This window comes from Peptoniphilus ovalis (assembly GCF_018919265.1).
Lineage (GTDB): Bacteria > Bacillota > Clostridia > Tissierellales > Peptoniphilaceae > Peptoniphilus_A > Peptoniphilus_A ovalis.
Map to the genome: position 1 here is coordinate 77,349 of NZ_JAHLQO010000006.1, position 25,718 is coordinate 103,066.

General features: G+C 28.3%; 17 protein-coding genes. 15 read left to right on the plus strand and 2 right to left on the minus strand.

Annotated elements, in window-relative coordinates; all coding sequences use genetic code 11:
- Positions 1 to 3: 3 nt before the first annotated feature.
- Entirely contained in the window at positions 4 to 1,146 is a 1,143-nt protein-coding gene (locus tag KQI68_RS09155) for a single-stranded DNA-binding protein (protein ID WP_216549825.1), read from the plus strand.
- Positions 1,147 to 1,334: 188 nt separating this feature from the next.
- On the opposite strand, the gene KQI68_RS09160 is transcribed toward KQI68_RS09155, so the two are convergent.
- Together KQI68_RS09160 and KQI68_RS09165 are read right to left on the minus strand one after the other, a co-directional pair.
- Positions 1,335 to 2,705 carry a relaxase/mobilization nuclease domain-containing protein gene (locus KQI68_RS09160; RefSeq protein WP_216549826.1) on the minus strand — a complete coding sequence of 457 codons (1,371 nt, stop codon included), beginning with the start codon at positions 2,703 to 2,705 and terminating at the stop codon, positions 1,335 to 1,337.
- A complete protein-coding gene (locus KQI68_RS09165; protein WP_142959425.1) occupies positions 2,705 to 3,073 on the minus strand; it encodes a plasmid mobilization protein in 369 nt (122 codons plus the stop codon). The genes KQI68_RS09160 and KQI68_RS09165 overlap by 1 nt, the downstream gene beginning before the upstream one ends.
- 799 nt (positions 3,074 to 3,872) lie before the next feature.
- On the opposite strand from KQI68_RS09165, the gene KQI68_RS10515 reads away from it, so the two are divergent.
- The 14 genes from KQI68_RS10515 to KQI68_RS09235 all read left to right on the plus strand — a co-directional run bounded on the left by KQI68_RS10515 (position 3,873) and on the right by KQI68_RS09235 (position 25,707).
- Positions 3,873 to 4,244, plus strand: a complete 372-nt coding sequence (locus KQI68_RS10515) for a metal-dependent transcriptional regulator (protein ID WP_144398998.1) — start codon at positions 3,873 to 3,875, stop codon at positions 4,242 to 4,244.
- Positions 4,245 to 4,406: 162 nt separating this feature from the next.
- Positions 4,407 to 5,159, plus strand: a complete 753-nt coding sequence (locus tag KQI68_RS09175) for a thioesterase II family protein (RefSeq protein ID WP_216549827.1) — start codon at positions 4,407 to 4,409, stop codon at positions 5,157 to 5,159.
- Positions 5,149 to 5,841 carry a 4'-phosphopantetheinyl transferase family protein gene (locus KQI68_RS09180; RefSeq protein WP_216549828.1) on the plus strand — a complete coding sequence of 231 codons (693 nt, stop codon included), beginning with the start codon at positions 5,149 to 5,151 and terminating at the stop codon, positions 5,839 to 5,841. The genes KQI68_RS09175 and KQI68_RS09180 overlap by 11 nt, the downstream gene beginning before the upstream one ends.
- Positions 5,841 to 7,433, plus strand: coding sequence for an AMP-binding protein (locus KQI68_RS09185; RefSeq protein ID WP_216549829.1), 1,593 nt, complete (start codon positions 5,841 to 5,843; stop codon positions 7,431 to 7,433). The genes KQI68_RS09180 and KQI68_RS09185 overlap by 1 nt, the downstream gene beginning before the upstream one ends.
- Positions 7,434 to 7,456: 23 nt before the next feature.
- Positions 7,457 to 10,897 (plus strand): non-ribosomal peptide synthetase, encoded by a 3,441-nt coding sequence (locus KQI68_RS09190; protein WP_216549830.1) that lies wholly within the window; start codon positions 7,457 to 7,459, stop codon positions 10,895 to 10,897.
- Between the two features lie 19 nt (positions 10,898 to 10,916).
- Positions 10,917 to 16,427 carry a non-ribosomal peptide synthetase gene (locus KQI68_RS09195; RefSeq protein WP_216549831.1) on the plus strand — a complete coding sequence of 1,837 codons (5,511 nt, stop codon included), beginning with the start codon at positions 10,917 to 10,919 and terminating at the stop codon, positions 16,425 to 16,427.
- 48 nt (positions 16,428 to 16,475) lie between these two features.
- Complete coding sequence (locus KQI68_RS09200) at positions 16,476 to 17,555, plus strand: NAD-dependent epimerase/dehydratase family protein (protein ID WP_216549832.1); 1,080 nt, start codon at positions 16,476 to 16,478, stop codon at positions 17,553 to 17,555.
- Positions 17,539 to 18,300: an alpha/beta fold hydrolase gene (locus KQI68_RS09205; RefSeq protein ID WP_019117148.1), complete on the plus strand. Its 762-nt coding sequence runs from the start codon at positions 17,539 to 17,541 to the stop codon at positions 18,298 to 18,300. Before KQI68_RS09200 ends, KQI68_RS09205 begins: the two co-directional genes overlap by 17 nt.
- Positions 18,301 to 18,329: 29 nt before the next feature.
- Positions 18,330 to 19,301, plus strand: coding sequence for a helix-turn-helix domain-containing protein (locus tag KQI68_RS09210; RefSeq protein ID WP_036738595.1), 972 nt, complete (start codon positions 18,330 to 18,332; stop codon positions 19,299 to 19,301).
- 141 nt (positions 19,302 to 19,442) lie between these two features.
- Positions 19,443 to 20,045, plus strand: a complete 603-nt coding sequence (locus KQI68_RS09215; protein ID WP_001060382.1) for an MptD family putative ECF transporter S component — start codon at positions 19,443 to 19,445, stop codon at positions 20,043 to 20,045.
- 17 nt (positions 20,046 to 20,062) lie between these two features.
- Positions 20,063 to 20,737 (plus strand): energy-coupling factor transporter transmembrane component T family protein, encoded by a 675-nt coding sequence (locus KQI68_RS09220; protein WP_000687642.1) that lies wholly within the window; start codon positions 20,063 to 20,065, stop codon positions 20,735 to 20,737.
- On the plus strand, positions 20,725 to 22,233 hold the full coding sequence (locus tag KQI68_RS09225; RefSeq protein WP_216549833.1) for an ABC transporter ATP-binding protein: 1,509 nt from the start codon (positions 20,725 to 20,727) through the stop codon (positions 22,231 to 22,233). The genes KQI68_RS09220 and KQI68_RS09225 overlap by 13 nt, the downstream gene beginning before the upstream one ends.
- A 15-nt stretch (positions 22,234 to 22,248) precedes the next feature.
- Positions 22,249 to 23,961 (plus strand): ABC transporter ATP-binding protein, encoded by a 1,713-nt coding sequence (locus tag KQI68_RS09230; protein ID WP_216549834.1) that lies wholly within the window; start codon positions 22,249 to 22,251, stop codon positions 23,959 to 23,961.
- Positions 23,962 to 25,707: an ABC transporter ATP-binding protein gene (locus KQI68_RS09235; RefSeq protein ID WP_216549835.1), complete on the plus strand. Its 1,746-nt coding sequence runs from the start codon at positions 23,962 to 23,964 to the stop codon at positions 25,705 to 25,707.
- Positions 25,708 to 25,718 lie beyond the last annotated feature (11 nt).

A 25,718-nucleotide genomic window follows, 5' to 3' on the forward strand; every position in this document is an offset into this window, starting at 1 on the left:
AATATGGAATTTGATAGAGATAGATTTAATGAATTTATTCAAGAAAATTTTTCTTTTGATGGTGCTACTCAGAGAATAATTAACAATATAGTTGAATATGGAATTAAAAATTTTGCCACTTCAGAAGATAAATTAGTTGAATTTATTCAGACTACAATTGATGATCCAACAGTTGAAGAAATAAAACAATTTATTATTAGTGATGAGAAGGAAGAAGAAATAAAAGATTTCACAGATGAGATGGATAAAAAAATAAAAGGAGGAATAGCAATGAATATAAAAAAGGGAAATGTAATTGAAACTGAATTTGGAGACACTATGGTACTGGATGTGAAAGATAATCAAGCGACCTTATTTGACGGGAATCAATTTATTTTAGCCACAGGAGTGGAGTTTAATAAAGAAAGTGGAAAGTATGAATGGGATTCTGTTAGATACGCAAGTGATATTAAAACAATAGCAAACATGGAAAATACAAATTTTGAAAGCATGAAAAATACAATAGATTTCTTAGCAGAATATAATCATAAAGAATTTGTAAAAGGTATTATATCTCTTGAAACAGGAGTAGAAAATGAAAATGTTCTTAATAATGCCTATGATAATTATATGAACGATTCAGTTATGGGTTTTATTGATGAAAAGTTTATTGAATATATAGACGAAGAAGAGTTAAAAGAAAACTTAGAAGCTAATCAAGAACAAGGAGATAAAGAAATGAAAGATATAGATAATAAAGAGAAGGATACATTAAATATAGATGGAAATATAGCAACTGATATAGAAATTAAAGATTTAAAATCAAAAGATGGGAGGGACTTTAAAGTAGCCTCCTTTTCTATTGCTGAAAATGACAAGGAAGGAAATGCAAAATTCATCAGTTGCTACGCCTATAATGACAAAATCAATCAAGTAAAAAATTTGAAAAAAGGAGATTTTGTACACCTATTTGGAAAAGAAAAGAAAAGTATGGGAAAGGATAATAAGGAATACACAAGTCTAAAAGTATACTCTGCAAAGTTATTAAAAGCTAAAGAGCATACTAAAGCAAAAGCATCAACAATAGGGAAATTAAAGGAATTTAAGACCAAAGGGAATATGAAAGTGGATGAAAAGAAGAAAAAGGATAATAGCATAGAAAGGTAAAAGATTATAGGGGGCAGTTTTTAGTCTGCCTCCTGTATTTTTTTATTGGTTGTCTTTAAGGGAAAATGATGGGTTATATTGAAAAAATATCAGCCACATCCTATTAGGAGGGCTGATACACAAAATTTTACACAGTCTCCCCTAAACAAAACTTTTCACACTACCGGAGAAGCTGATACACCAGATCCTTACTTATACAATTCATTATAAATATACTTATCAGTATTCTTTCTTAATTGAGTCAATTCATTTATCAAGATATTCTCGTTGGCGTAGTCATCCATAAGAATATCTTTTTTATTTTTGTATTCATCATATAATTTTGACAACTCTTTTATACTTAGATTTTTATATTGACACTTTTCTAAAGTATTTATTGCTTTTTCATATGCGATAATTTGAGGCTTATATTCACTATAAAAATTTTTATCATTTGGATTTTCTTTATAGGTTTTAAAGATAACCTTATTTATTTTTATAGTGTTAATGTCTTCAATAGCTGCGTAAATTTCGCTCATAACTTTTTCTATATCCTTAATTTTATTTAGGATTTCTTGCCTATTAACAGCCTCTTCTTGGAGTTTATTTTCCAAATCCATACTAGATGATAGACCGTATTTTCTAAGCTGATTTAAGGTATTCGCCATAGTATTCATATTATGTTTTCTAGCCCATATTTCATAACCTTTAGAAGATTTAACCTTTTCATTGCTTTCTATGTCTATTATATTATCAAATTTCTTATAAGATTTCTTAGCATAATATACTTCACTATTTTTGTAATTTTCATTTACCTTATTTTCAATTCTTTCTTTTATTTTCTCTTTTGTATAATCTTTTCCAAGAGTAGTTTCCTTCGCACGAATGAATCGCCCCTTTTCTCCTTGTTTTTTATGTCTGAAAGAAAGATATTTTCCAAGTTTAATTTCATAGCCATATTCTTCCATAAGCTTTAAGAAATTCTCATAGCTATTTGCTTTATTAATAGCATAATCAATAGAAATTTGAAGTTTATGTTTCCAAGATTTTCCTTTATTAAATTCAATATATTCTTTGTAGGATTTACCATTGGTTTTATACTTTTCTTTAAATTTTACATAATCTTCATCTATAACAGAGAGCTTATATTTTCTACATAAATCATCACTATGATTTCTAATTTGGTGGTAAGTTTTTTTGTTACTTTGATATGCTTTACCAGTTTCAAAAGAAACATTATTAAATAGTATATGGTTGTGAATATGACCCTTATCTATATGGGTAGTAAGAACATATTCATATTTTCCTTTTAAGATTTTATCGCATAGTTCTATGCCTATTTGATGAGCCTCTTCAGCAGTAGTTTCTCCAGGAAAAAAAGATTGAATTAAATGTCTTGCTAAAACTTTTGCTTTAGAATTACATTCTATTTTTGTTTGTTCAAATTCTAAATGAGCAGTTATAGGGTTACAGTTTAGGGAGGAAATTAGAATTTTTTCATCTGTTTTATCACTATTCATAATATAATCAAGTGCTACTTTTAAAGTGGATTTTATAGGATGAATTTTAGTAATTGCCATTATTCTTTCTCAGTATTTATGCTATTAGAATTAGTAAGAGAGTATATTTTTTTACGCATAGAGAAAATATCTTTTGCTTGATTTTCTAATAAGATTTTTAAATCTTCTACATCATCTTTATATATGATTGATGTAATATTTACCCTTTTAGCAATTTGATTTATATTATTTGAAGTACGACTTATATTTGTTGACATTTCACGAAAGACATCCATATCTAATACATAAATATCTTTTTCTAAAATACATTTCATAATAAATTGCCTAAGAGTTTTACACTTAGATGCTTTATATTTTTCATTTAGCAATTCTAACTCCTCATCAGATAACATTAAATAGATTCCGTTATTTCTAAATCTACTTGTCATAATTTAACCTCCTCGTATATTGTAGTTGTAATAATAAATACTACATTTTGTTCTCAATCCCTCTTTCTTATGTGATAATAATTATATAGATAGAGCTCGTAGTAAACTTTCTTGAAGTTCCTCTTCCTAATAAATTTATTAATCGAAATAAAAAAGAAAAACCTGTAAATTCAAGTAGGATTACTTGACTTACAGGTTTAATTTATTCTATATATTTCGTCTGGAAATCTCCTGATTTAATTTTTTATTGCTTATATTTTATCATTTTTTGAGATAATATTCAAGTTTGAGTTGGGGCTATTATAAGAGTTAGTTGATGAATTTAATTATTATAAATTTAGGGGTTTGGGGATATTCCCCAACAAGTAAAACGGAAAAAATAAGCGATATAATAGTAGTATTCTTATTCCATTTTTAGTAAGTGCATATGCACTTACTGTGCTTGCTCATATACTAATAGTATAAGAACAGCTTTAAGCATAGTTCTTAAAAATAAACCTAATCATCTATGATAAAATTATAGATATTAGGGATGAAATGGATTGTTTTATGTGCTTGGTCTATTAGAGTTATAAGCGCTAAGTGTTTATTAAATTTTATTAAGTTACCGCATCTATTGAAGTTAATAAACAATATATGACAAACCTAGAGGAATATTGCAAAATTTACTTTTAAATAGGGATTTTTATAAGTATAATGAGATAGTATAAAAATTAAGGAAATCATTTTTTAAGTTCTTTAATTTCGTATTTACTAAATTTGGATGTAATTATTTTTATTTTTAAGGGAGGGGTAATCCATTCTACACAGAGAATTTGCAGAGGAAAATTATTTAGAAGCTATATATATTTTATCTTTGGGAAAAGATGAAGTAAGAAACATGGATCTTGCTAATTACTTAGAGTATAAAAGACCTACTGTTACAAGAATGTTAAAAAAACTTGAAAATAAAGGGCTGATTATTTATGGTGAAGATAAAATAATTCGTTTAACAGAGGAGTCAAAAACATTTTGCAAAAAAATGTATACAAGGCATAAATATTTGACGGATGTATTTATAAGACTTGGAATAGATGCAGAAAAAGCTGAAAATGAAGCTTGTCTTATAGAGCATGTTATTTCTGATGAAACTTTTGAAAAATTAAAAAAACATTTTGATTACAATTTATAATAAATAGCATAGATGGCTCGCATAATGAGATATCTATGCTATTTTTATCTTTAAAATTATTTTTTCAAAAGCATCTTAAAGCTATTGATAAAAGCTATCAAATAGTATATAATAATTTTGAGTTAGCCGATACTAACAGAAAACAAATAAAAAGGTGAATTTATGTCAAAAAACTTTGAAATACTAAATAAAGAAATTAATGAAAATAATATAATAGCAAATCTTTTTATATTTCCATTTGCAGGTGGTGGAGTGTCTGCCTTTAGAAAATGGAAAGATGAGTTTGAAGATATAAAATTATTTGTTGCCCAGTATCCAGGAAGAGAAAACAGGTTTTCTGAAAAGGCTATAAGTGACATTAACATCTTAGTGGATAGTTTATTTGAAGACATGAAAGAAAATTTTGATTTTAGAAAACCTTATCATTTATTTGGACACAGTATGGGAACAAAAATAGTCTATGAATTAGCATTAAGAATTAAAAATTCGGATTACATAAATCCAAGAGGAATAATTATATCGGGAGGGCGTGCTCCATTATATAAAGAACCTCATCCAATTTATCATCTTGACGATGACGGATTTATAGAAGGCTTGAGAAGATATGAAGGAACACCAAAAGAAATTCTAACTAATAAGGATTTAATTTCCATTTTCTTACCAACGCTTAGGGCAGATTTTGTAATAGATGAAGACTATCAAGACACAAAGTTTGAGAAATTAGAATCACCTATACTAGGTTTTATGGGAGATAAAGATCAAGAAATGACCTTAGATGAACTTATAAAATGGCAAGATTATACCACAAAAGAATTCACTTATAGATATATCGATGGCAAGCATATGTTTGTCAATACATCTCCTGAAAGTGTCATTAAAGAGATAAAAGAGTTTATAAAAGTAAATGAAAATTGAAGAATATGAGATAAGAAATACTAAAGATTTTCTTACTTTAGAAAATTTAAAAGCTAAATTATCTAATAATGATTTAATACTAATTAATGCTTATACAGACAAATTATTAGAAGAAAAATTACTTTCTTATTTAACTGAAGAGGAGATAATAAAATCAAAGGATTATAAATCAGAAATAGCAAAAATTAATTATCTAGTATCAAGGGCAATACTTAATTTAGCCCTAAAAGGTTTACTAGAAAAAGAAATTGATGATTTAACAGTCAAAAGAGATAAAAATAATAAACCTTATTTAGAAAATACTCTAGGAATAAAGTTTAACATCTCACACACTGAAGGCTTAGTCTTGTTAGCTTTTTCTAAAAGAGAAGTAGGGGTAGATATTGAAAAAATAAATTATAAATTTGAGTTTAAGGATATATTAGAAAACTGTTTTACTAAAGATGAAATAACAAATATAGATAACAATATAATAAATTTCTATAGGTATTGGACTGCAAAAGAAGCCTATCTTAAATGTGATGGGATTGGTCTTATAAGAAATTTAAAAGAGATTGAAATAATTTCTTTTGAAAATGAATTTATAAAAATTAATGATAGTAAAAGGAATACAATAAGCAGATTAAAGTCATTGAACCATGACGACAAATATGTCGGGGCAATATGCTTGGAGGAGAATTAATGAACATTGAATTAAAAGAAAAATTGGAAAAATTTTATGATGAACAAGTATGGCCGCATATGACTTTAGGAGAATTTATTGAAGATTGTGCTAAAAAATATAGGGATAAGATTGCCTTAGTAGATGGAGTCGTTGAACTTTCATATCAAGAATTAAATAGAAAAGCTTGCCATTATGCCAATGGTTTATTGAAAGCTGGATTTAAAAAGGGGGATAGAATCGTTCTTCAACTTCCTAATTGTCACGAATTTGTTATTATCCTTTTTGCCATGTTTAAGATTGGTGTGATTCCAGTATTATCACTTCCAGCTCATAGGAAAAATGAAATAAAGGGAATATTAGAAAAATCAGGGGCAAAAGCATATATAGCTAAGGATAAATATCTTGGCTTTTCATATGTTGATATGATAAGAGAAGTAAGAGAAGAATTAAATATAGATTTTGAAGTTTATATTCTTGGAGATAATCAAGGATATAAAAATTTTTACAAACTCAATGATAAAGATTATTCATCTCAGTATATAGATATTGATTATAAAGAGATGGCTCTACTCATGCTATCGAGTGGAACAACGGGAAGTCCTAAAATGATACCAATGAAACATTGCGAATTAATTTGTTCGGCTATAGCAATAGGAAGTGCCCTAAATTATTCAGATGCTACAATATACTTGATGGCATTATCTCTATCTCATAAATTTGTTTTATCTTATCCAGGGATAATAGGAGTATTTTATCATGGAGCTAAGTGTGTAATATCTATGACACCAAGTCCTGACGAAATAATTTACAATATAGAAGAGCATAATATTAGTACAATGGCTTTAGTTCCAGCTTTAGCAAGTTTATGTATGGATTTTTTAGAGTTCGAAAAAATTAATATTTCATCTTTAAAAATTATACAAGTAGGTGGATCAGTTTTAGAATATAACAAAGCATTTGAAATCGAAAAGAGTTTTGGGTGTATTATTTCACAATTATATGGAATGACTGAAGGACTAGTTATGTGTACGAGATTTGATGATAACATGGACACCAGGCTTAATACTCAGGGCAAACCTGTATCTATTGGTGATAGTGTAAAAATAGTAGATGAGTTTGGAGAAGAAGTAAATACTGGTGATTATGGTGAATTATTAATAAGGGGGCCGTATACAATGTATGAGTATTACGGTGGAATGAATGATGTTAATAACTCTATATTAGACAAAGAATTATACTTTAGAACTGGAGATAGAGCTAGAAAGTTATCAAACGAAAACTATCAAATAGCTGGTAGGGTTAAAGAAATGATAATTAAAGGCGGAGAAAAAATTATTCCTTCTGAATTAGAAAACCTATTGCTAAAGAATAAAAAGATATCAGAAGTTCAAGTAGTCGGAGTTCCTGATGAAATATTAGGAGAAAAAATTTGCGTATGTATACTAGAAAAAGACAAAAATTTGATGTTTTCTGAAATCGTTCAAACACTTAAAGAAACTGGTATAGCAGAATTTAAGATTCCAGATTGTATGAAGATAATTGATAATTGGCCGCTAACTGCTACGGGAAAAATAGATAGAAAAAGGCTAATAGAGAATTATGGAAATTAGAATATTTGAGAGGAGAAGAAAGAATGCCTGATTTATACGATTTATTAAATGAAATTAAAATTCAAGTTAAAAGTTATATAAATAAAGATGATATAAAAAATCATGATAATTTAATAGAGTTGGGAATAACTTCAGTAAATGTTATGGGAATAATAAGTAAATTAAGAAGGCACAATATTAATGTATCGTTTTCTAAATTAATGGAAAAGCCATGTTTTGCTGAATGGGAAGTTGCAATAAAAAATGCTCGTAAATTAAATAATCCAAATAATTCTAATAAAAAAGTCATAGGAAACAAACTGTTTGAATTAACTGATATTCAGTATGCTTATCTTGTAGGTGGTCATGATAATCAAATACAAGGAGGAGTAGGTTGCCACGCCTATATTGAAATAGATGGAAAAGAAATAGATTGTAAAAGATTGAATGATGCATGGAATAAACTTCAATATAGACATCCAATGCTTAGAGCAAGGTTCACAGAGGATGGAAAACAAGAAATATTAGATAAACCTTTTGGCGAAGAAATTGAAGTTTTTGATTTATCTAATTTAGATGAAGAAGATACCAAAATTAGACTAGATGAAATACGAGAAAATTTATCTCATAGAAAACTCAGAGTAAAAATGGGAGAAGTCGCAGGATTAAAACTTGCAAATCTGTCACAGAATAGAAATAAAATTTTCTTTGATTTAGATTTACTTGTTGCCGATGTCATGAGTATGAGTATTCTTTTGAAAGAATTAGGAGAATCGTATTTAGGAAAAGAATTAGACAATCTAAACAATTATACCTTTAAAGATTATATAAACAATCTTGAAGTAGACTCTGAAATTTATAAAAAAGACCAACAGTTTTGGAAAGAAAAAATAGACTCATTTGAGATAGAAAGACCTAATTTACCATTAAAGAAAGCTCCTGAACAAATTAAAGAAACGAGATTTACTAGAAGGAAACGAGTTATTGAAAAAGATAAATGGAGCAAAATAAAAGAGCTTGCAGCAAGCTATAAATCTACACCATCAATGGTTTTATTAACTGCGTATGCTTTAATTCTAGAAAGATGGACTAACCAAGATAAGTTTTTTATAAACTTACCATTATTTAATAGAGATCTTTCAAATGAAAACTTAAAAGCTATGGTAGCAGATTTTACAAATATCTTATTAGTAGAGCATGAAAGAAAAAATGATACTTCTTTTCTAGAAACTTTGAATAGAATAAGCAAAACCTTTATAGAAAATGCCAGCCATTCATATTATAGTGGAGTTCAAGTTCAAAGAGATATATCAAAATCACAGGGTACAAGCCTTAATGTAGCACCTGTAGTTTTTGCGTGCAACATAGACTATCCAATAGAAACTGAAATTTCAAGGAAAGCTTTGGGCAAAATTACATATATGGTATCACAAACTCCAGGAGTATGGTTAGATTTCCAATCATATATAAAAGATGGAGATTTAGTATTATGCTGGGACAGTGTAGATGAACTTTTCCCTGAAAATATGTTAGATGACATGTTAAATTCTTTAGAAGAACAACTTTTAAGACTAACAGAAAAGGAAAATTGGGAAAGCAAATTTGATGTACTATCAGAAAATCAAAAACTAGCAAGAGAAAAAGAGCTTAAATCAATTCTTCCATTAAACTTTCCTGATGAGAGATTATATGATGGATTTATAAAAAATGTAAAAGAAAATCCAAACAAAATTGCAATTATAGATTCAGAATCTAAAGAAGAAATATCTTATATAGACTTATATGAAAAATCCTTAAATGTAGCAGGATATTTAAAGGAAAATGGAATAAAAAAGGGAGACTATGTAGGCATTACTCTCCCAAGATCAAGCAAGCAAATTTACGCTATATTTGGAATACTTTTTTCTGGAGCGGCATATGTTGCTGTTGGAATAAATCAGCCTAGCGAAAGACGAACTAAAATATACGAACAAATTGGTATAAAGTTTGTCATCAGTGAAAATAAAACAATAGAAAATTGCAAACTAGATACGGGAGAAGTTTCTTTAATTGACTTAGACAAAGCTATAGACAAATCCTTAGGTCTTGATAAGCCTATAGAAGTAAGTCCTTTTGACTCAGCCTATATAATAATGACATCAGGTACTACAGGAGTGCCAAAGGGTGTTGAGATTATGCATACAAGTGCCATTAATACTATTAATGATTTAAATGAAAAATATTCTATTAATTCAAATGATACGTTACTTATGGTATCAGCAATAGACTTTGACTTATCAGTATATGATATTTTTGGAATACTTGGTGTAGGTGGAACTCTAATAACAACTAATGAAGATAATTATCGTAATCCTGATGAGTGGATTAGAATTATTGAAAAATATAAGGTAAGTGTGTGGGACTCTGTACCTATACTTTTTGACATGCTCGTAACTATGGCAGAGAGTGAAAAGAAAAACTTACCACTTAGAATTGTTATGTTATCGGGAGATTGGATAGCAAAAGACTTACCAGGAAGATTTTATAAGATAAGCGAAAAAGAAAATTCTATAGTTGTTGCTATGGGTGGTGCAACGGAAGCTTCAATCTGGTCAAATTATTTAAATGTGCCGAGACAAATACCTAAAGATTGGATTTCCATTCCTTATGGAAGACCACTTAAAAACCAAGTCTATAGAGTAGTAGATGAATTAGGTAGAATATGCCCTAATTATGTTAAGGGAGAACTTCTAATTGGTGGAGTTGGTGTTGCTAAATGCTACCATGGAGATGAAGAACTAACTAATAGAAAGTATTTTGAAGAAGATGGACTTAGATGGTATAGAACTGGAGATAATGGAAGATTTTGGAATGATGGTACTATTGAATTTCTTGGAAGGAAAGATACTCAAGTAAAAATTAAAGGACATAGAATTGAACTTGGTGAGGTTGAGTCTGTACTTAAAGGATTTCCTGATATCATTGATTGCTGTGCGAGCGTTATAAATTGTCATAATTCAATGAAAATTGGATTATATATTGTATGTAATAGCAATAACTTCAATATAAATAATTTAAAAGAAAGATTAGATAGAATTCTTCCAAGGTTTATGATTCCAGAGGAATATTATATTTGTAATAGCAGAAAAATTACAAAAAATGGCAAACTTGATCGAGAAGAGATTAAAAAAATAATAGTAAACGAATCGTTAAAAGTTGAAAAAGTTGTCCAAAACAACTTAAACCCCAAATTAACCGATACAGAAGTTTACTTAATAAATTTATTTAAAAATAAATTAAGTATAACAGATATAAGGGTAGAGGACAATTTTTTTAAATTGGGAGGGGATAGTTTAGCAGCAATATCTATTATTAGTGAAATAAATTCGGATTTTATGTTGAAGGAAAAGATTTCTATAAATAAGATTTTTAAATTTCCAACTATTAAACAATTATCAAAGGAAATTGACACCTTGATTCAAGATGTAGAAATCTACGAAATTTAATTATATATTGGAGGATAACATGAATATTGAAGAAAAACTGAAAAATTTAAAAATAAAAGGGATAACTGTGTGGAAAGATGGTGAAAAACTTAAGTTTAGTGCTCCTAAAGATAGTATGAATAACAAAATTTTATCTTGGCTTAAAAATAATAAGAAAGAAATTTTGGACTATTTAGACAATAAGGAAGTTTTATATTATGAAGATACAAAAAATAGATACGAAAGATTTGCATTGACAAATATACAATCATCTTATGTAATGGGTAGAAATGAGTACTTTGAGTTGGGTGGAATTGGTTGCCACGCATATATAGAAATAGAATATGATAGCATCTTAGATATTGATAAAATAAACAAAGCATGGAATTTGGTAATAAAAAAACATGATATGCTTAGGGCTGTAGTTTTTGAAGATGGAACTCAAATTGTTCAGGAACATGTGCCAAATATTTTAGTTGAAAGTATAAAAATTGGTGATGGAGAGGTTAGTAAGTTTAGAAAAGACTTAGAATTTAAACAATATAAACTGGGGCAATGGCCGATGTGTGAAATTGCTATTACTCTAAAACCTAATGTATCAGTTATACATTTTTCATTGGATATGTTAATAGCAGATTATAATAGCATAAATATTATATTAAGTGATTTAGAATATTTTTATAAAAATCCTAACAGCTATGTCAATTTTCCAAGCAAGTATAGAGATGTATTTAAGTATCAAGAAAAAGCAATAACTAGTTCTAAAAATAAAAATCAAGATGAAGAATACTGGTCTAAAAAATTAGATGTTATTTATGAAGCTCCTAATTTACCCATACTTTCACAGAATAATGGTGTAAAAACTTTTAGCCAAAAATCAATACAACTAAATAATTTTGAATGGGATAAAATATGTGCAATTTCTAAGATAAATAATATTACCCCATCAGTTTTAATAATGTCAGTGCTAACTGAAACGATAGCATATTGGTCGACAAATAAAAAATTTAGTATAAATACTACTTTCTTTAACAGACCCCAAATAGTAGATGATATTGATTCTGTAGTAGGCGATTTTACGGATGTTAATATAACATCTATAAATATGGATTATAGTAAGACATTTTTAGAAAGAACAAAGATTTTACAAGATGATTTATGGACTGATTTAGAACACAAAGAAGTTTCAGGTGTTGAAGTTTTGAGAAAATTGAGTAAAAAAAGAAAACAAAACATCATTATACCAGTAGTTTTTACTAGCACAATAGGGTTATCAAATAGCAACACAATACTTTCGAATAGAAAGATTATTTACAGAATAAGTCAAACTCCACAGGTATATTTAGATTGTCAAATTATGGAAGAAAATAATGGAGTTAAAATTAATTGGGATATTAGGGATGGTGTATTTAAAAAGAAAATTATTGATGATATGTTTGAATGCTTTACTAACATAATTGAAAATTTTAAATCAGATAAAAATATTTTAGATAACAAGATTGTTACTAAATTAAGTAAAAGCAGTTTAGATACAAGAAAAACAGTAAATGATACATTTGAAAGCTTTAATATAAAAAGATTAGAAGATTGTTATTTTGACTCATTGAAAGAGCATAAAAATAAAACGGCATTGATTTGCGACAACAAAGAATACACATACGAAGAGTTTAATAAATATGTATACTCAATTTTTAAAAATTTAGAAAAAAATGGAATAACTAAGGGAGATAGAGTCATTATTGATATCCCTAAAAGCGTTTGGCAAGTTGCATCTGTAATAGCAACTTTGGCTATTGGCGCTGTGTATATTCCTATTAACACTTCGCAACCAATAAAAAGAAAAGAAAGAATAATTGAAAATTCTGATGCTAAAATAATTTTATCGTTTAATAGCACAAATTTAAATGAATTTAATACAAAGATTATAGATTTGAGAGAATGCATAATTTATCAAAACGTAGAATATGAATATTGGAAAAACAAGAGAAAATCATATGATGATGAAGCTTATATAATTTTTACATCAGGGACAACTGGAGACCCAAAAGGAGTTGTGATTACACATAGAGCGGCTATTAACACTATAATTGATGTTAATAAAAAATATAAAATTAACGAAAATGATGTATTTTTAGGTCTAGCAAATCTTTCTTTTGATCTATCAGTATATGATATTTTTGGTTCATTTCTTGCGGGTGGGACTTTAGTATTACCAGACTCAAAAACATTAAAAGATCCAAATATTATATACAATCAAATGTTGTTATATAGAGTTAGCGTTTGGAATTCAGTACCAGCTCAAATGCAACTTATAACTAACTTCTTAGCTATGTCTAAGAATTTAAGGAGAAGTGAGTTTTTAAGAACTATAATACTATCAGGTGATTGGATTCCGATCGATCTTCCTGAAAAAATATATAGTGAGTTTCCTAATGCACAAGTAATAAGTATGGGAGGTGCTACTGAAGCTTCGATATGGTCTATCTATCATGTGGTTAGCAAACAAGAAACATTCCTAAATAGTGTTCCATATGGCACACCTTTAGCTAATCAAAAGTTTTATATATTAAACGAAGCAATGGAAGATTGTCCAGATTATGTTGTAGGAAGTTTGTATATATCAGGAACAGGGCTTTCTGTAGGTTACTTAAATGATGAGAAACTTAATGCTGAAAAATTCAAGACTTTAGGCAATGATGGAGAGCGAATTTATAGAACAGGAGACATTGGTTATTATTTGCCTAATGGTGACATTATTTTTTGTGGTAGAGAGGATGGAGATTCACAAATAAAAATACATGGTCATAGAATTGAGTTATCCGAAATTAAATCTGCTTTATTGGAAAACAAAGATATTGATTCAGCTGAAGTGTTTACAATTGATGTAGATAGTTTAGAAAAGAAAATTTGCGCAGCCATTTTACCAAAAAAGATAATAATCAATGATGATTTATTGGATAGAAATGAAGAGGTAAATAAATTAAAAGAGTTAGAAAATAGTATAAATGAAAATATTAAAGATGAACTTATTGAAAAATGGATTAAAGCATCTGAAAAAGTAGTTATAAGTGATATTTTGAATACATTTCAAAAATGTGGTTTCTTTATTAATAATGCAGAAAAGTACACTTTTGAAGAAATTATATATGGGATGGGAATACCTGAAAAACTACAAAAATTAACAAAAAGATGGCTTCAAGTATTAGAAAATGAAAAAATTATTAATAGAGAAAATGAACTTTATTATTTAGTAGGAGAAGTTAATTGTCTAAATTCAGACAAACAATGGGAAGAGTTCTATAAAATTGAAGAAGAATTTAATTATGGTAAAGATTTTGTTGACTATTTAAAGAAATCTAGCCAAAATTTGGTAGCGCTTATAAAAGGGGATGAAGATCCATTAAATTTATTATTTCCAAAAGGTGATATAAAGCCTGCACTAGCCTCATATAATACAAATAAAATAAATAAAATATGTAATTATTTTATAGCTAAAGAAATAGAATTTATTGTAAAAAGAAATAAAGATAAAAAAATCAAGATACTTGAAATCGGTGCGGGAGTTGGAGGGACAAGCTTAGAAGTAATACCTATACTAGATGGAGAACAAGTTGAATATTATTTTACAGACATATCTACGTTCTTTTTAAATAAAGCTAAAAGTAATTTTAAAGAATATAATTGGGTTAATTATGGTATTTTTGATATAAATCAAGTTTTTTACGAACAAAATTATGACATATCTTCATTTGACATAATATTGTGCGCTAATGTATTGCATAACTCAAAAAATATAGACTTTGTTATGAATAATATTAAAAATTTGTTAGCACCAAACGGTTCATTAATCATATTAGATGAAACTAGAATGAGTTATATGTTACTAACATCTATGGAATTTAAAGATGGATTGACAGGATTTTCGGATATTAGAAGTTTAAATGAACAAACTTTTTTTAATAGAAATCAATGGAAGGATAATTTTGAAAACCATAATGGTCAAATAATATATGAATTTCCTAAAGAAGATAGTCCACTAGATGATTTTGGACAAACTATATATGTAGTAAGATTTAAAGATTCATATAAACCAATAACAGAGAATGCAGTTATCAATGAACTTAAAAATAAATTGGTTTCTTATATGATACCTAATGATGTTAAAATAATATCTAAAATTCCTACAACAATTAATGGAAAAATTGATATTAAATCATTAAAAAAATTATTCGAAAATACCGTGAAAAATGAAAAACATGTTATAGAGGAGACAAAAACTGCAATTGAAGAAAAAATAGAAAAAATTTGGACAAGAGAACTTGGAATAACAAACTTAAGGCTAGATGATAACTTTTATTCTGTTGGTGGAGATTCTTTACTGATTGCACAAATAGTCACAAAGATATTAGAGGAAGTTCCAGAGGCTAAGGATTGGGAATGGAGTGCCTTGTTATCTGAAATGATGCAATTTCAAACGGTTAGAGAAATATCTAAAAGGATACAAGACAAGTTTGAAAAAGGGGAGGAATATCATGATTCATCACTGCTAACTATCAAGAAATCCACTATAGATAATAATAAATCGGTAGCTAAAGTTATTTTTCATGCTGGAACAGGAACTCTTTCTGCGTATACTGAAATAATTAATTATATAAAGGAAGATAGTAAAGCAAATGAAGCTGTGTTAGGATTTACTTTCGGTGATGAAGCCGAATATATTTCTATGAAAACAGAAGATACTTTTAAGTTATTAGGATTAAAATACGGTAAAATCTTAAGAGATTTGAATTACTCAAAATATATATTAATAGGACATTGTGTTGGAGGGTTAATTGCATTAGAAACTGCTGAATTTTTAAATGCTAATAATAAAAAGGTTATTGATGTTACTTTGATAAGTACGACTATACCTAAAGCTCAGGAAAGAACACTATTTAGAGATATTTCACCAACAAAATATAAAAAAGCTTTGCACTCTAATTTAAAAAATGAAATTCTGTTAGAACGAACTTTTGCAAGACTAATAAATGCAGATATTTCTAACGCTGGGCATGAGATAAAGGATCATGAATTAAATGATTGCATTTATGATATGGTAATTAATGGTGATGGAGATTTGAATGTTAACTCCTTTATTCAATTGTCAAATGAATATAAATATATTGGACAACAGTTTAAAAAGTTAAAAGACACACCTTTATCTGAAAGGCTTAATAATTTATATTCAACAATAAAAAGGGAGTCTTTGAATCTTCAAGATTCAGAAATACGTATGCTTAATACGCTTTTTAACATATTCTCCCAAAATTTCGGTTGTATATCAACATATATACCTAAACAGTATTATGGAAATGTCAGAGTTTTTTATTGTAAGGAACAGGAAAAGAGTTTTTATGGAGAATTCTTTGCTGAGGATAGAGAAACTTGGGAAGAATATTTGAATGGAGAAATATTTTACGACGAAATAGTAGGGCAACATTTTGATTGCTTGAATGGAGAAAACTTAAAGAAAAACTTAAGCAGAATATTAGACTTTAATGCATATAAATAGTCTATTTAAATAATAATATAAAAATAAGCTTTAAGTTAGGAGGTTAAATTGGAAAAAATTATAGGTATTTTGGGTGGAAGTGGACAAATTGGTAAAAGATGCATTGATATATTGAAGCAAAAAAATTATTCAATTCTTGCCACCTATAATCAAAATTACGTCCCAGATGATAAAAATTGTAGATATATGAAATTAGAAGTTAGTGATATAGATGCTTTAAGGGAATTCATAAAAAAATGCGATATTATTTTAAATTGTGCGGGAGCTTCATTTATTAATGGAGAAAATATAGCAAGAATTGCTAGTGATTTTGGCGTTCCTTATATAGATCCATCAGGAGAATCTTTTTTAGAAGATAGACTGGAAGATATTAAAAATAAAAATCTATTTATTTTGTCTGCTGGGTATTTTCCTGGCTTAACGGGATTAATGTTAAAATATGTTGCAGAGCATTTCGAAGTTCCCTTAATGATTGAGGGATTTAATATAAGCAATGAAGTACCGAGTTATTCAGCGATTGAGGATTTCATATTAACTAATTTATCTGGTTTCGGAAAATCTTTAAGTAGTTATATTGATGGGGAAGTAATTAATAATAATTGTTATAAGACAGAAGAATATAAAAACAAAAAATATAAAATGTATAACTATTTAACCAATGAGATATTAAGAGTAGCTAAAAAATATAATTTAAAACAAGCTAATTGGTACAATTGTTCATTTTCAAGTGAAATTTTAAGTAAAATGCAAATGATTGTACAAAAAATGCAACAAAATATTTATATTGATAACAAGAAAGACATAGATGAAATTTTAAATTACTTTAAGAAAGAGGTCGGAATAGGTAAAACATACAGCTATTTAAATATTTGTGGAAGGGGGAGAATAAATGGGAGAACTTCATCAGTTGAAATAAGTATTGATAGCTCATCAAGTAGTGAAATGAGTGCTATTGTGTTGGGTTATACAGCAATGTCAATTTTAGAGAATACATTTAAAAACGGTATATATTATGCTATGGATATCATAAAAATTGATAGAATTATACAAGACATTGACAGTTTAAATATCAATTACAGTATAAATGAAAAATTTGAAGGGGAAAATTATTATGAAAGTGAATTATAATTTAAATATTGTTGGAGACAAAACAAACAAAAAGATTTTGCTTATTCATGGTGTGGGATTTAGTTATGCAAATTGTTTTAAGAGTATTATTGCTAAACTCAGTAAAACATATTGTATTATATCCCCAGAATTACCTGGACATGGAAACAATACACTTGGAAGGTTAAGTTCAGTAGAGGATGTTGCTGAAGATTTAGAAAAATCATTGATGCTTGAAGATATAGTAAATATAGAATGTGCATATGGGATTTCATTAGGAGCAAGTATTGCATTACAAATTTCTTTGAATAAGAAAATAAATGTTAATAACTTAATTATCGATGGTGGTCAGTATGAGAGCATGGGAGAAATGATTGAACCATTTTCAAAAGTTATGGCAGAACAATTTGATAATTTAAAAAACGGAATTCATTTAATAGAAGATGTGAGAAAAGGAATGGGTTATGGAGACAATGATGTTATAACTTTGAAACATATGATGTATCCTTTTATTACAAGAGATACATTATACCAAGCTTTTAAGATGGCATATAAATATGATATTAAAAATAAAGTTGAAAAGCTTACAATGCCTGTTTGTATAATGTTTGGCAAAAAAGAAACTTATGCAAGCAAATATGTCGATTTAATCAGGAGTAAATCCATAAGTGATGTAAGAGTTGTTAGTTTTGATAATGTAGGACATGCTGAAGTATTAGGATTAAATCCAGAGCTAATTATAAATGAAATTGAAAAAGTCTTATAGGATACATTAATATATTGGAGGGGATAATTCTGAGATTAAATAAAATTGATATAATAGAAAATGTCCTTGAAGGATATATGTTTTCTGAAAAAAAGGTTACTGATGAATGTAAAATTTATACAATTGAAAATTCTACTGGCTGTGGCGAAATGCGCTGCTACAATTTATTTGAAGGTATTCAATTATCTTATAATATCCTAAATATGGAGACAGCATATCAAAAAATAAATCCTAAAAGCGGGGTTTTAGAAATAGATCATTGTTTAGAGGGATGTTATGAGTTTAAACTTGAAAATAATGAACGCGCTCTGATAGGTAAAGGCGATCTAAGTGTAATCGAAATAGGTAAAGTTCCTTTTGAAGATTCATGCATACCAACAAAAAAATATGTGGGACTTTCAATATTTATTGATATTGAAAAGGCACAAAAATCTATTGATAAATACTTTCCGTACGCAAAAATTGATTTGTTAGAAATAAAAGACCGTTTATGTAAAAATGGTGCAGCTTTAATTATTCATTCACGTCATGAGATAGACCATGTTATTAGTGAACTTTATAGAGTAGATTCTAGAATAAGACTTTCTTATTCAATTATAAAAACAATAGAGTTGTTATTATTTTTAAATTTAGTTGAAAGTTCAGATACATTTAAGTTAACGTCTTTTTCAGAACCAGTATATAAAGCAACTGTAGAATCATATAAGACGATTTTAAATAATCCTTTTGAAAGATATTCTATTTCTGATTTATCAAAAAAATATGCTATTTCAGAATCCAGTTTGAAGAGATGTTTTATATACATAACTGGAAGCTCAATAGGTAATTTTATTAGGGAAAATTGTTTAGAAGCCGCTGCTAAATTATTAATTCATAAACCCTTAATGTCGATAGGAGAGATTTCTGATTTGTCAGGATATTTGAATCCTAGTAAATTTTCTGAGTCATTCAAAAAACATTTTGGGCAAACTCCTCAAGAATATAGAAAAAAATCCATCTGACCTTTTTAGAGCAAATAAAGAGCTGTCAGGTTATAAAGAAAATATCCATCTTACTTTATAATAAAGTTGAGATGGATATTTTTTTGTAAATATTCTCTATACACATTCTATGTACATTTTATTAATTAACGGAGGTGTTTTATGAACAATAAAAAAATGACTACAAAAGATGTAGTAACAGTAGCTATTATGATTGCTTTATTTTATGCAATTTCTATTGTTATTGGAATGAGTATGGTTGCTGTTCCAGTTGTATATATTTATGGTACTGCTGGAATTGAAATGTTTATAGGAGCTATTTTCTACTTAGTAGCAGCTAACAGACTTAATAAACACGGGCTATTATTTATATGGATATTAATTTATGGTCTTATCACAGCAGCTATGGGTTATGTGTTTATGCTTCCATATTTTATTGGACTTGCTATTTTGTGTGAAATAGTAATGATAGGCAAAGATACTTATATAAATCCAATAAGAAATATGATTGGCTGGAGTGTTTATGGTGCTGGTATGTTCATGGGAATAGGAGTTCCATGTTGGATAGCTTGGGAATCTTATCAAAAGCAAGCTTTAGAGAGTGGGTTTGCAGATAAGACATTAACATTGCAATATAATTTGGTATCTTCACCAAAACTACTATTATTAGGTGTAACAATAACCGTTATATTATCTGCTTTAGGTGTTTTGTTTGCACAAAAAATTCTTAAAAAGCACTTTAAAAAGGCGGGTATTTTAGAGTAAATGGAGATATATGGGAAATGAAAATAGAAAAAATAAGTGGAATAACTTGTCTTTTTTTAACTATTATTTCCTGTATGGTGTCAATATTTACAAAAAGTTACTATATGCATGCTCTGTTTGTAGGATGGCTTTGTATGCTTTTAGCATATTTTGGTTTTATCAAACAGAGCATAATTTATTTTATGATATATAGTTTTACTACATTTTGGTTATTAAAAATGATACCTAGTGGTGTAGTTATAATTTCACCAATGCTTTTGGGAATGTTGTATAAATTCATAGTTCCAATCATGGCAGGATTTTTAACTTTTAAGATACCATCAGGAAAATTAATTTCAATATTTCACAAATTAATGTTGCCACGAAATTTTGTACTTATATTAACGGTAATTATTCGATTTGTACCAACAATTGCTGGGGAATTTAGAACAATAAAAGAAGCTATGAAAGTAAGGGGATTTACAGGTAACTTTTTTCATATTTTATCAAATCCTTTGAGGACTCTTGAATATGCTATAGTTCCTTTAATTTTTCGTTCTATAAAAGTAGGAGATGAATTATCAGCAGCAGCGATTGTTAGAGGAATTGAAAACCCAATAAAAAGGGATTCATATTATAGTAACAAGTTGTGTAAATTAGACATAATTATAATAACTGCAAGCTTTGTTTTATTTATATTATGTCTTATATGAGAGGTGCATCATTGAATAATAAACTGGAAATTAGGAAATTATCTTTTTCATATAATAGCAATAAAGATGAACAGTTGAAAGATATAAATTTAGACATTAAAGATGGTGAATGTTGTGTAATTATAGGGGAGTCGGGATGTGGCAAGTCTACTTTGACAAGGGCTATAAATGGATTAATTCCAAATTTTTACGAAGGAAATTTAGATGGAGAAGTATTTATTGATGGCAAATCTATCAGAAATTTAAAATCCTGGGAAATAGCAAAGTTAGTCGGTAATGTATTTCAAGATCCTAGAAGCCAATTTTTTGCCAATGAAGTTAATGGAGAAATTGCATTTGGACCGGAAAATTTGGGATATAAGCGTGATGAAATAATAAGAAGAGTAAATGAATCAACTGAGAAAATGAATATTGATAAATTGCTAAATAATAGGATATACAATTTATCCTATGGAATTAGGCAAAAAGTAGCAATTTGTTCAGCAAGAGCCATTGAACCATCTATTTATGTATTTGATGAACCATCTGCAAATCTTGATTTACAATCAATATATAAATTTTCAAAACTTGTAATGGACTTAAAAAAAGAAGGAAAAACTATAGTAATTGTTGAGCATAGGTTATTTTATTTAAAAGGAATAGCTGATAGGTATTTATTGATACAAAATGGATCTTTAATAAATAGTTATAAAGCAGAAGAATTTGAAAAAATCAGTTCAAAAGACTTAAATGCATTGGGCTTACGCTCAATAAATCTTAATGATATTGTTGTAGATGACCACAAAGTTAAAGAAAAAGAAATTAGTAGTGACAATTCTTTTGATTTTGAGGTGAAAAATATTAGTAAAAAATATAAAAATAATTTCGTACTAAAAGATGTGTCACTTAAATTTGATAGCAATGAGACTATTGCTTTAGTAGGAATAAATGGAACAGGTAAAAGTACACTCGGTAAAATTTATTCTGGGATTCAAAATCAGACTGATGGAGAAATAAAGATAAATGGACTCAAAGCTAATAAAAAGATGAGGTTAAGCAAAGTGTGGTATATTCCTCAAGATTTAGACTCTCAATTATTTGGGGAAGATTTGATGGATGAATTATTAACTGGGTTAAAAAATAGAGAAGGTTATATCACGAAAGCAGAGGAACTTTTAAAAAAAGTTGGATTATTTGATATAAGAGATAAGCATCCAGCAACTTTATCAGGTGGTCAAAAACAGAGATTGGTTCTATGCGTAGCTATGTTGAGAGAAACACCTTTTATTATATTGGATGAGCCGACATCAGGGCTTGATTTCAGGAGTATGGATAAGGTGGGGAGATTAATCAAAGAGGAACAAAAAAAAGGAACAAAATTTTTGATAATTTCTCATGATATTGAATTTATAGCAAAGACATGTGATAGACTTGTAAAACTAGAGAATGGGATAATAACAGAAGATTTTTATATTGATAATATAGGACAGCTGTTAAGAGCTATGGAGGCTAAATAATTTAGGAGGTGCGTAATGGAAGTTTTAAAAAAGCATATAGGACAAATTTTATCATCAGTTATTATTGCAGTAATTGGTGTTTTTTGTAGTGTTGTACCATATTTTGCTTTAGCTAAGATTACTCAAAATATAGCAATTAGTAATACAGATTTAGAATTCTATATAAGACCAATTTTGCTTATTTTAGGTGGGTTAATAGGAAGTGTTATTTTTCATGAGATTTCAACTTTAATTTCTCACAATTTAGCATTTCGCATAATAGAGGATGAGAGGAAGAAACTTGTAAGAAAAATTAATAGATTATCAATGGGAGAGATTGAAAAACGATCTAGTGGAGAATGGACTCAGTTTATGGTAGAAACTTTGAATAAAATTGAGCAACCGATAGCTCATGTTATTCCTGAAGTAATAGCTAATCTTATCATTCCAATCGCTTTAGTAGTTATTATTTTTATAATGGATTGGAGGATTGGAATTGCAAATCTTATTACATTACCACTAGGGGTGTTATTTTCAATTCTAATGATGGGTGGATATGAAGAAAAATCACGAAATTATCAAGAAGCCGCAAAAAACATGAATACAACAGCTGTTGAATATATTAGAGGTATTCAAGTTATAAAGGCATTCAATAAATCTGCATCATCATATGGAAAATTTGTAGATGCTGTAAATAGTAATAGAGACAGTATGCTAAATTGGTATTTAAGTGTTTGTTTCTATATGACAGCAGCAATGGAAGTTTTACCATCAACTTTATTATTTGTTTTACCAACTTCTTTATACTTGTATATGAATGGAAGTATTGAAGTAGGCAATCTAATAATGTGTGTTTTATTATCTTATGCCTGCTACAAACCTTTGATTAAAGCTATGAGTCATATGGATACTATGGCGAATGTAAGAGTTGTAATAGATGAAATAAAAAATGTTATGGAGTTACCAGAGTTAGAACGAGGTAATGGAGAGGAAAAAATAAGATCATACGATATTAATTTTGAAAATGTATGTTTTGCCTATAATGATAAGAAAAAAGTTTTTGATAACTTATCCTTTAGTGCAAAAGAAAATAAACTTACAGCTATTGTTGGTTATTCTGGCGGTGGAAAATCCACTATTGCTAAGCTAATTGCGGGATATTGGAATATTAATAAAGGAAAAATATCCGTAGGAAATGTAAATCTTAAAGATGTTTCTCTTGAAAAGAACATGGAACTTGTAACCTATGTATCACAAGAAAATTATCTATTTAGAAAAAGTATTATAGATAATATGATAATGGCAAATCAAAATGCTAGTATTGAAGAGATAAAAGACGCTTGTAAAAAAGCTTCTTGTCATGACTTTATTATGAGTCTTCCTAATGGATATGAAACCATAATTGGAGAATCTGGGAGCAACTTGTCTGGAGGAGAGAGACAAAGACTTACAATAGCAAGAGCTTTGCTTAAAGATAGCCCAATAGTTTTATTAGACGAAGCTACAGCATATTCTGATCCAGATAATGAAGCTGAAATTCAAAAATCTATAGATGCATTAGTTGAAAATAAAACGGTTATTATGATTGCTCATAGGCTTTCTACAATAATAGGAGCCGATAAGATCATAGTATTAAACAATGGGGAAATTGAAGCAGAAGGAACTCATAAAGAACTTCTTGGAAAAAGTGAAACATATGCAAAAATGTGGAAATCACACATAAGTTTATCAAACGATAGGGGTGAGTAAATGAAAGAATTAATTCACAAGTTATATTGGGTCGCTGGAAAAGAATCTTCCAAAATTAGCAAGATGTTTTTCTTTGAAGTATTAAAAAGTATATTTGAAGGAATATCCCTTGGAGCTACAATGTTGCTTTTACTTAAAATATTTCAAAATATATTTGAAGGAAGAAATATTACACAAGAAGACATCTATGTCGTATTTGCAATAGCTCTACTAAGTGTAGTAGGGAAAATATTATCTAGTTATATGGCTGATAGAAATAAATACATCGCAACTTACAATATGGGAGCAGAAAATAGGCTATATATAGGTGATCAGCTAAAAAAAGTGAATATGGGATATTTTAGCAGTAATCGCCTTGGAAACATTTCAGGCGGATTAACCACAGTTATAGGTGAACTTGAAACCGTAGGAGTTAATATAATAGAAACTTTATTTGTGGGAGTAATTCAAACTATAATAATGGCGATATTTATGATTCCGTTTGATATAGTTACAGGTTCTATAATTTTAGGAACTTTATTCTTAGGAATGTTATGCAATGTTATCTTTCAAAAGAAATCAGATGAGTTGACTAAAAAATTACAAGCGTTGAAAATAAATCTAAACGCATCTACTTTAGAGTATGTTAAAGGTATTAGCGTCATTAAGTCGTTTGGAAAAAGTGGTGAAATGACTAAAGAATTGGACAGAGAGATTTATAAAAATAGAAGAGGCTTTATAAATGTTGAAAAAACTGTAGCACCTGCTGCTTTGATATTTCTAATTATATTTAAATTAGGGATTTGTCTTATTATATTTTCAGCTATTTATAGATTTTGTATAGGAGAAATTGATCACTATAAAGCTGTAATGCTTGTAGTGTCTAGTTTTATTGTTTTTTCTGGTTTTGAAATGGCTGGAAGTATGCAAAACGTTAGAGGAATAGCTATACAAAACTTGGATTCAATTGCTAAACTTAGGAATCTACCAACAATTTCAGAAGGCATAAGAACAAGCTTTGAAAAAGGAGATATAAATCTAAAGGACGTTGACTTCTCATATGACGAACAAAACTTATTTAACTGTTTAAATTTAGATATTCCAAAAGGTAAGACTACAGCAATTGTAGGTGGTTCTGGAAGTGGAAAAACAACACTTTGTAATTTGATAGCTAGATTTTGGGATGTAGATTCTGGAGAAATATTGATTGATGATAATAACATAAAAGATTTTAGGTATGACAATCTGTTATCTAATTTCACTTTTGTTTTTCAAGACGTCTATTTATTTGATGACACTATAAAAAACAACATTAAGTTCGGAAATCCAGAAGCTAGTGATGAGGAAGTTATTAATGTTGCTAAGCAAGCACAGTGTCATGAATTTATTATGAAGTTGTCAGATGGTTATGACACAGTTTTACAAGAGGGTGGTTCAAATTTATCTGGAGGAGAGCGTCAGAGAATATCTATAGCAAGAGCTATGCTAAAACCAAGCAGAATTGTTATTCTTGACGAAGCTACTTCAAGTGTAGATCCAGAAAATGAACAACAACTTATAACTGCTTTAAACAATTTGTTAAAAGATAAAACTGTAATTGTGATTGCACATAAACTTGAAACTATTAAAAATGCTGATCAAATTGTTGTTATGGATAAAGGAAATATTGAAAGTATTGGTAAACATAAAGAGCTTATGGAAAAATCACACATATACAAGAGTTTTATTGAGAAAAGAGAAAAAGCTACTGGTTGGAAAATTGAATAAAATTTAATAGA

Bases quoted from the DNA above. Each gene is read 5' to 3' on its own strand.
- KQI68_RS09155 (WP_216549825.1), top strand. From the start codon at position 4: ATGGAATTTGATAGAGATAGATTTAATGAATTTATTCAAGAAAATTTT.
- KQI68_RS09160 (WP_216549826.1), bottom strand. From the start codon at position 2,705: ATGGCAATTACTAAAATTCATCCTATAAAATCCACTTTAAAAGTAGCA.
- KQI68_RS09165 (WP_142959425.1), bottom strand. From the start codon at position 3,073: ATGACAAGTAGATTTAGAAATAACGGAATCTATTTAATGTTATCTGAT.
- KQI68_RS09175 (WP_216549827.1), top strand. From the start codon at position 4,407: ATGTCAAAAAACTTTGAAATACTAAATAAAGAAATTAATGAAAATAAT.
- KQI68_RS09180 (WP_216549828.1), top strand. From the start codon at position 5,149: ATGAAAATTGAAGAATATGAGATAAGAAATACTAAAGATTTTCTTACT.
- KQI68_RS09185 (WP_216549829.1), top strand. From the start codon at position 5,841: ATGAACATTGAATTAAAAGAAAAATTGGAAAAATTTTATGATGAACAA.
- KQI68_RS09190 (WP_216549830.1), top strand. From the start codon at position 7,457: ATGCCTGATTTATACGATTTATTAAATGAAATTAAAATTCAAGTTAAA.
- KQI68_RS09195 (WP_216549831.1), top strand. From the start codon at position 10,917: ATGAATATTGAAGAAAAACTGAAAAATTTAAAAATAAAAGGGATAACT.
- KQI68_RS09205 (WP_019117148.1), top strand. From the start codon at position 17,539: ATGAAAGTGAATTATAATTTAAATATTGTTGGAGACAAAACAAACAAA.
- KQI68_RS09215 (WP_001060382.1), top strand. From the start codon at position 19,443: ATGAACAATAAAAAAATGACTACAAAAGATGTAGTAACAGTAGCTATT.
- KQI68_RS09220 (WP_000687642.1), top strand. From the start codon at position 20,063: ATGAAAATAGAAAAAATAAGTGGAATAACTTGTCTTTTTTTAACTATT.
- KQI68_RS09225 (WP_216549833.1), top strand. From the start codon at position 20,725: ATGTCTTATATGAGAGGTGCATCATTGAATAATAAACTGGAAATTAGG.
- KQI68_RS09230 (WP_216549834.1), top strand. From the start codon at position 22,249: ATGGAAGTTTTAAAAAAGCATATAGGACAAATTTTATCATCAGTTATT.
- KQI68_RS09235 (WP_216549835.1), top strand. From the start codon at position 23,962: ATGAAAGAATTAATTCACAAGTTATATTGGGTCGCTGGAAAAGAATCT.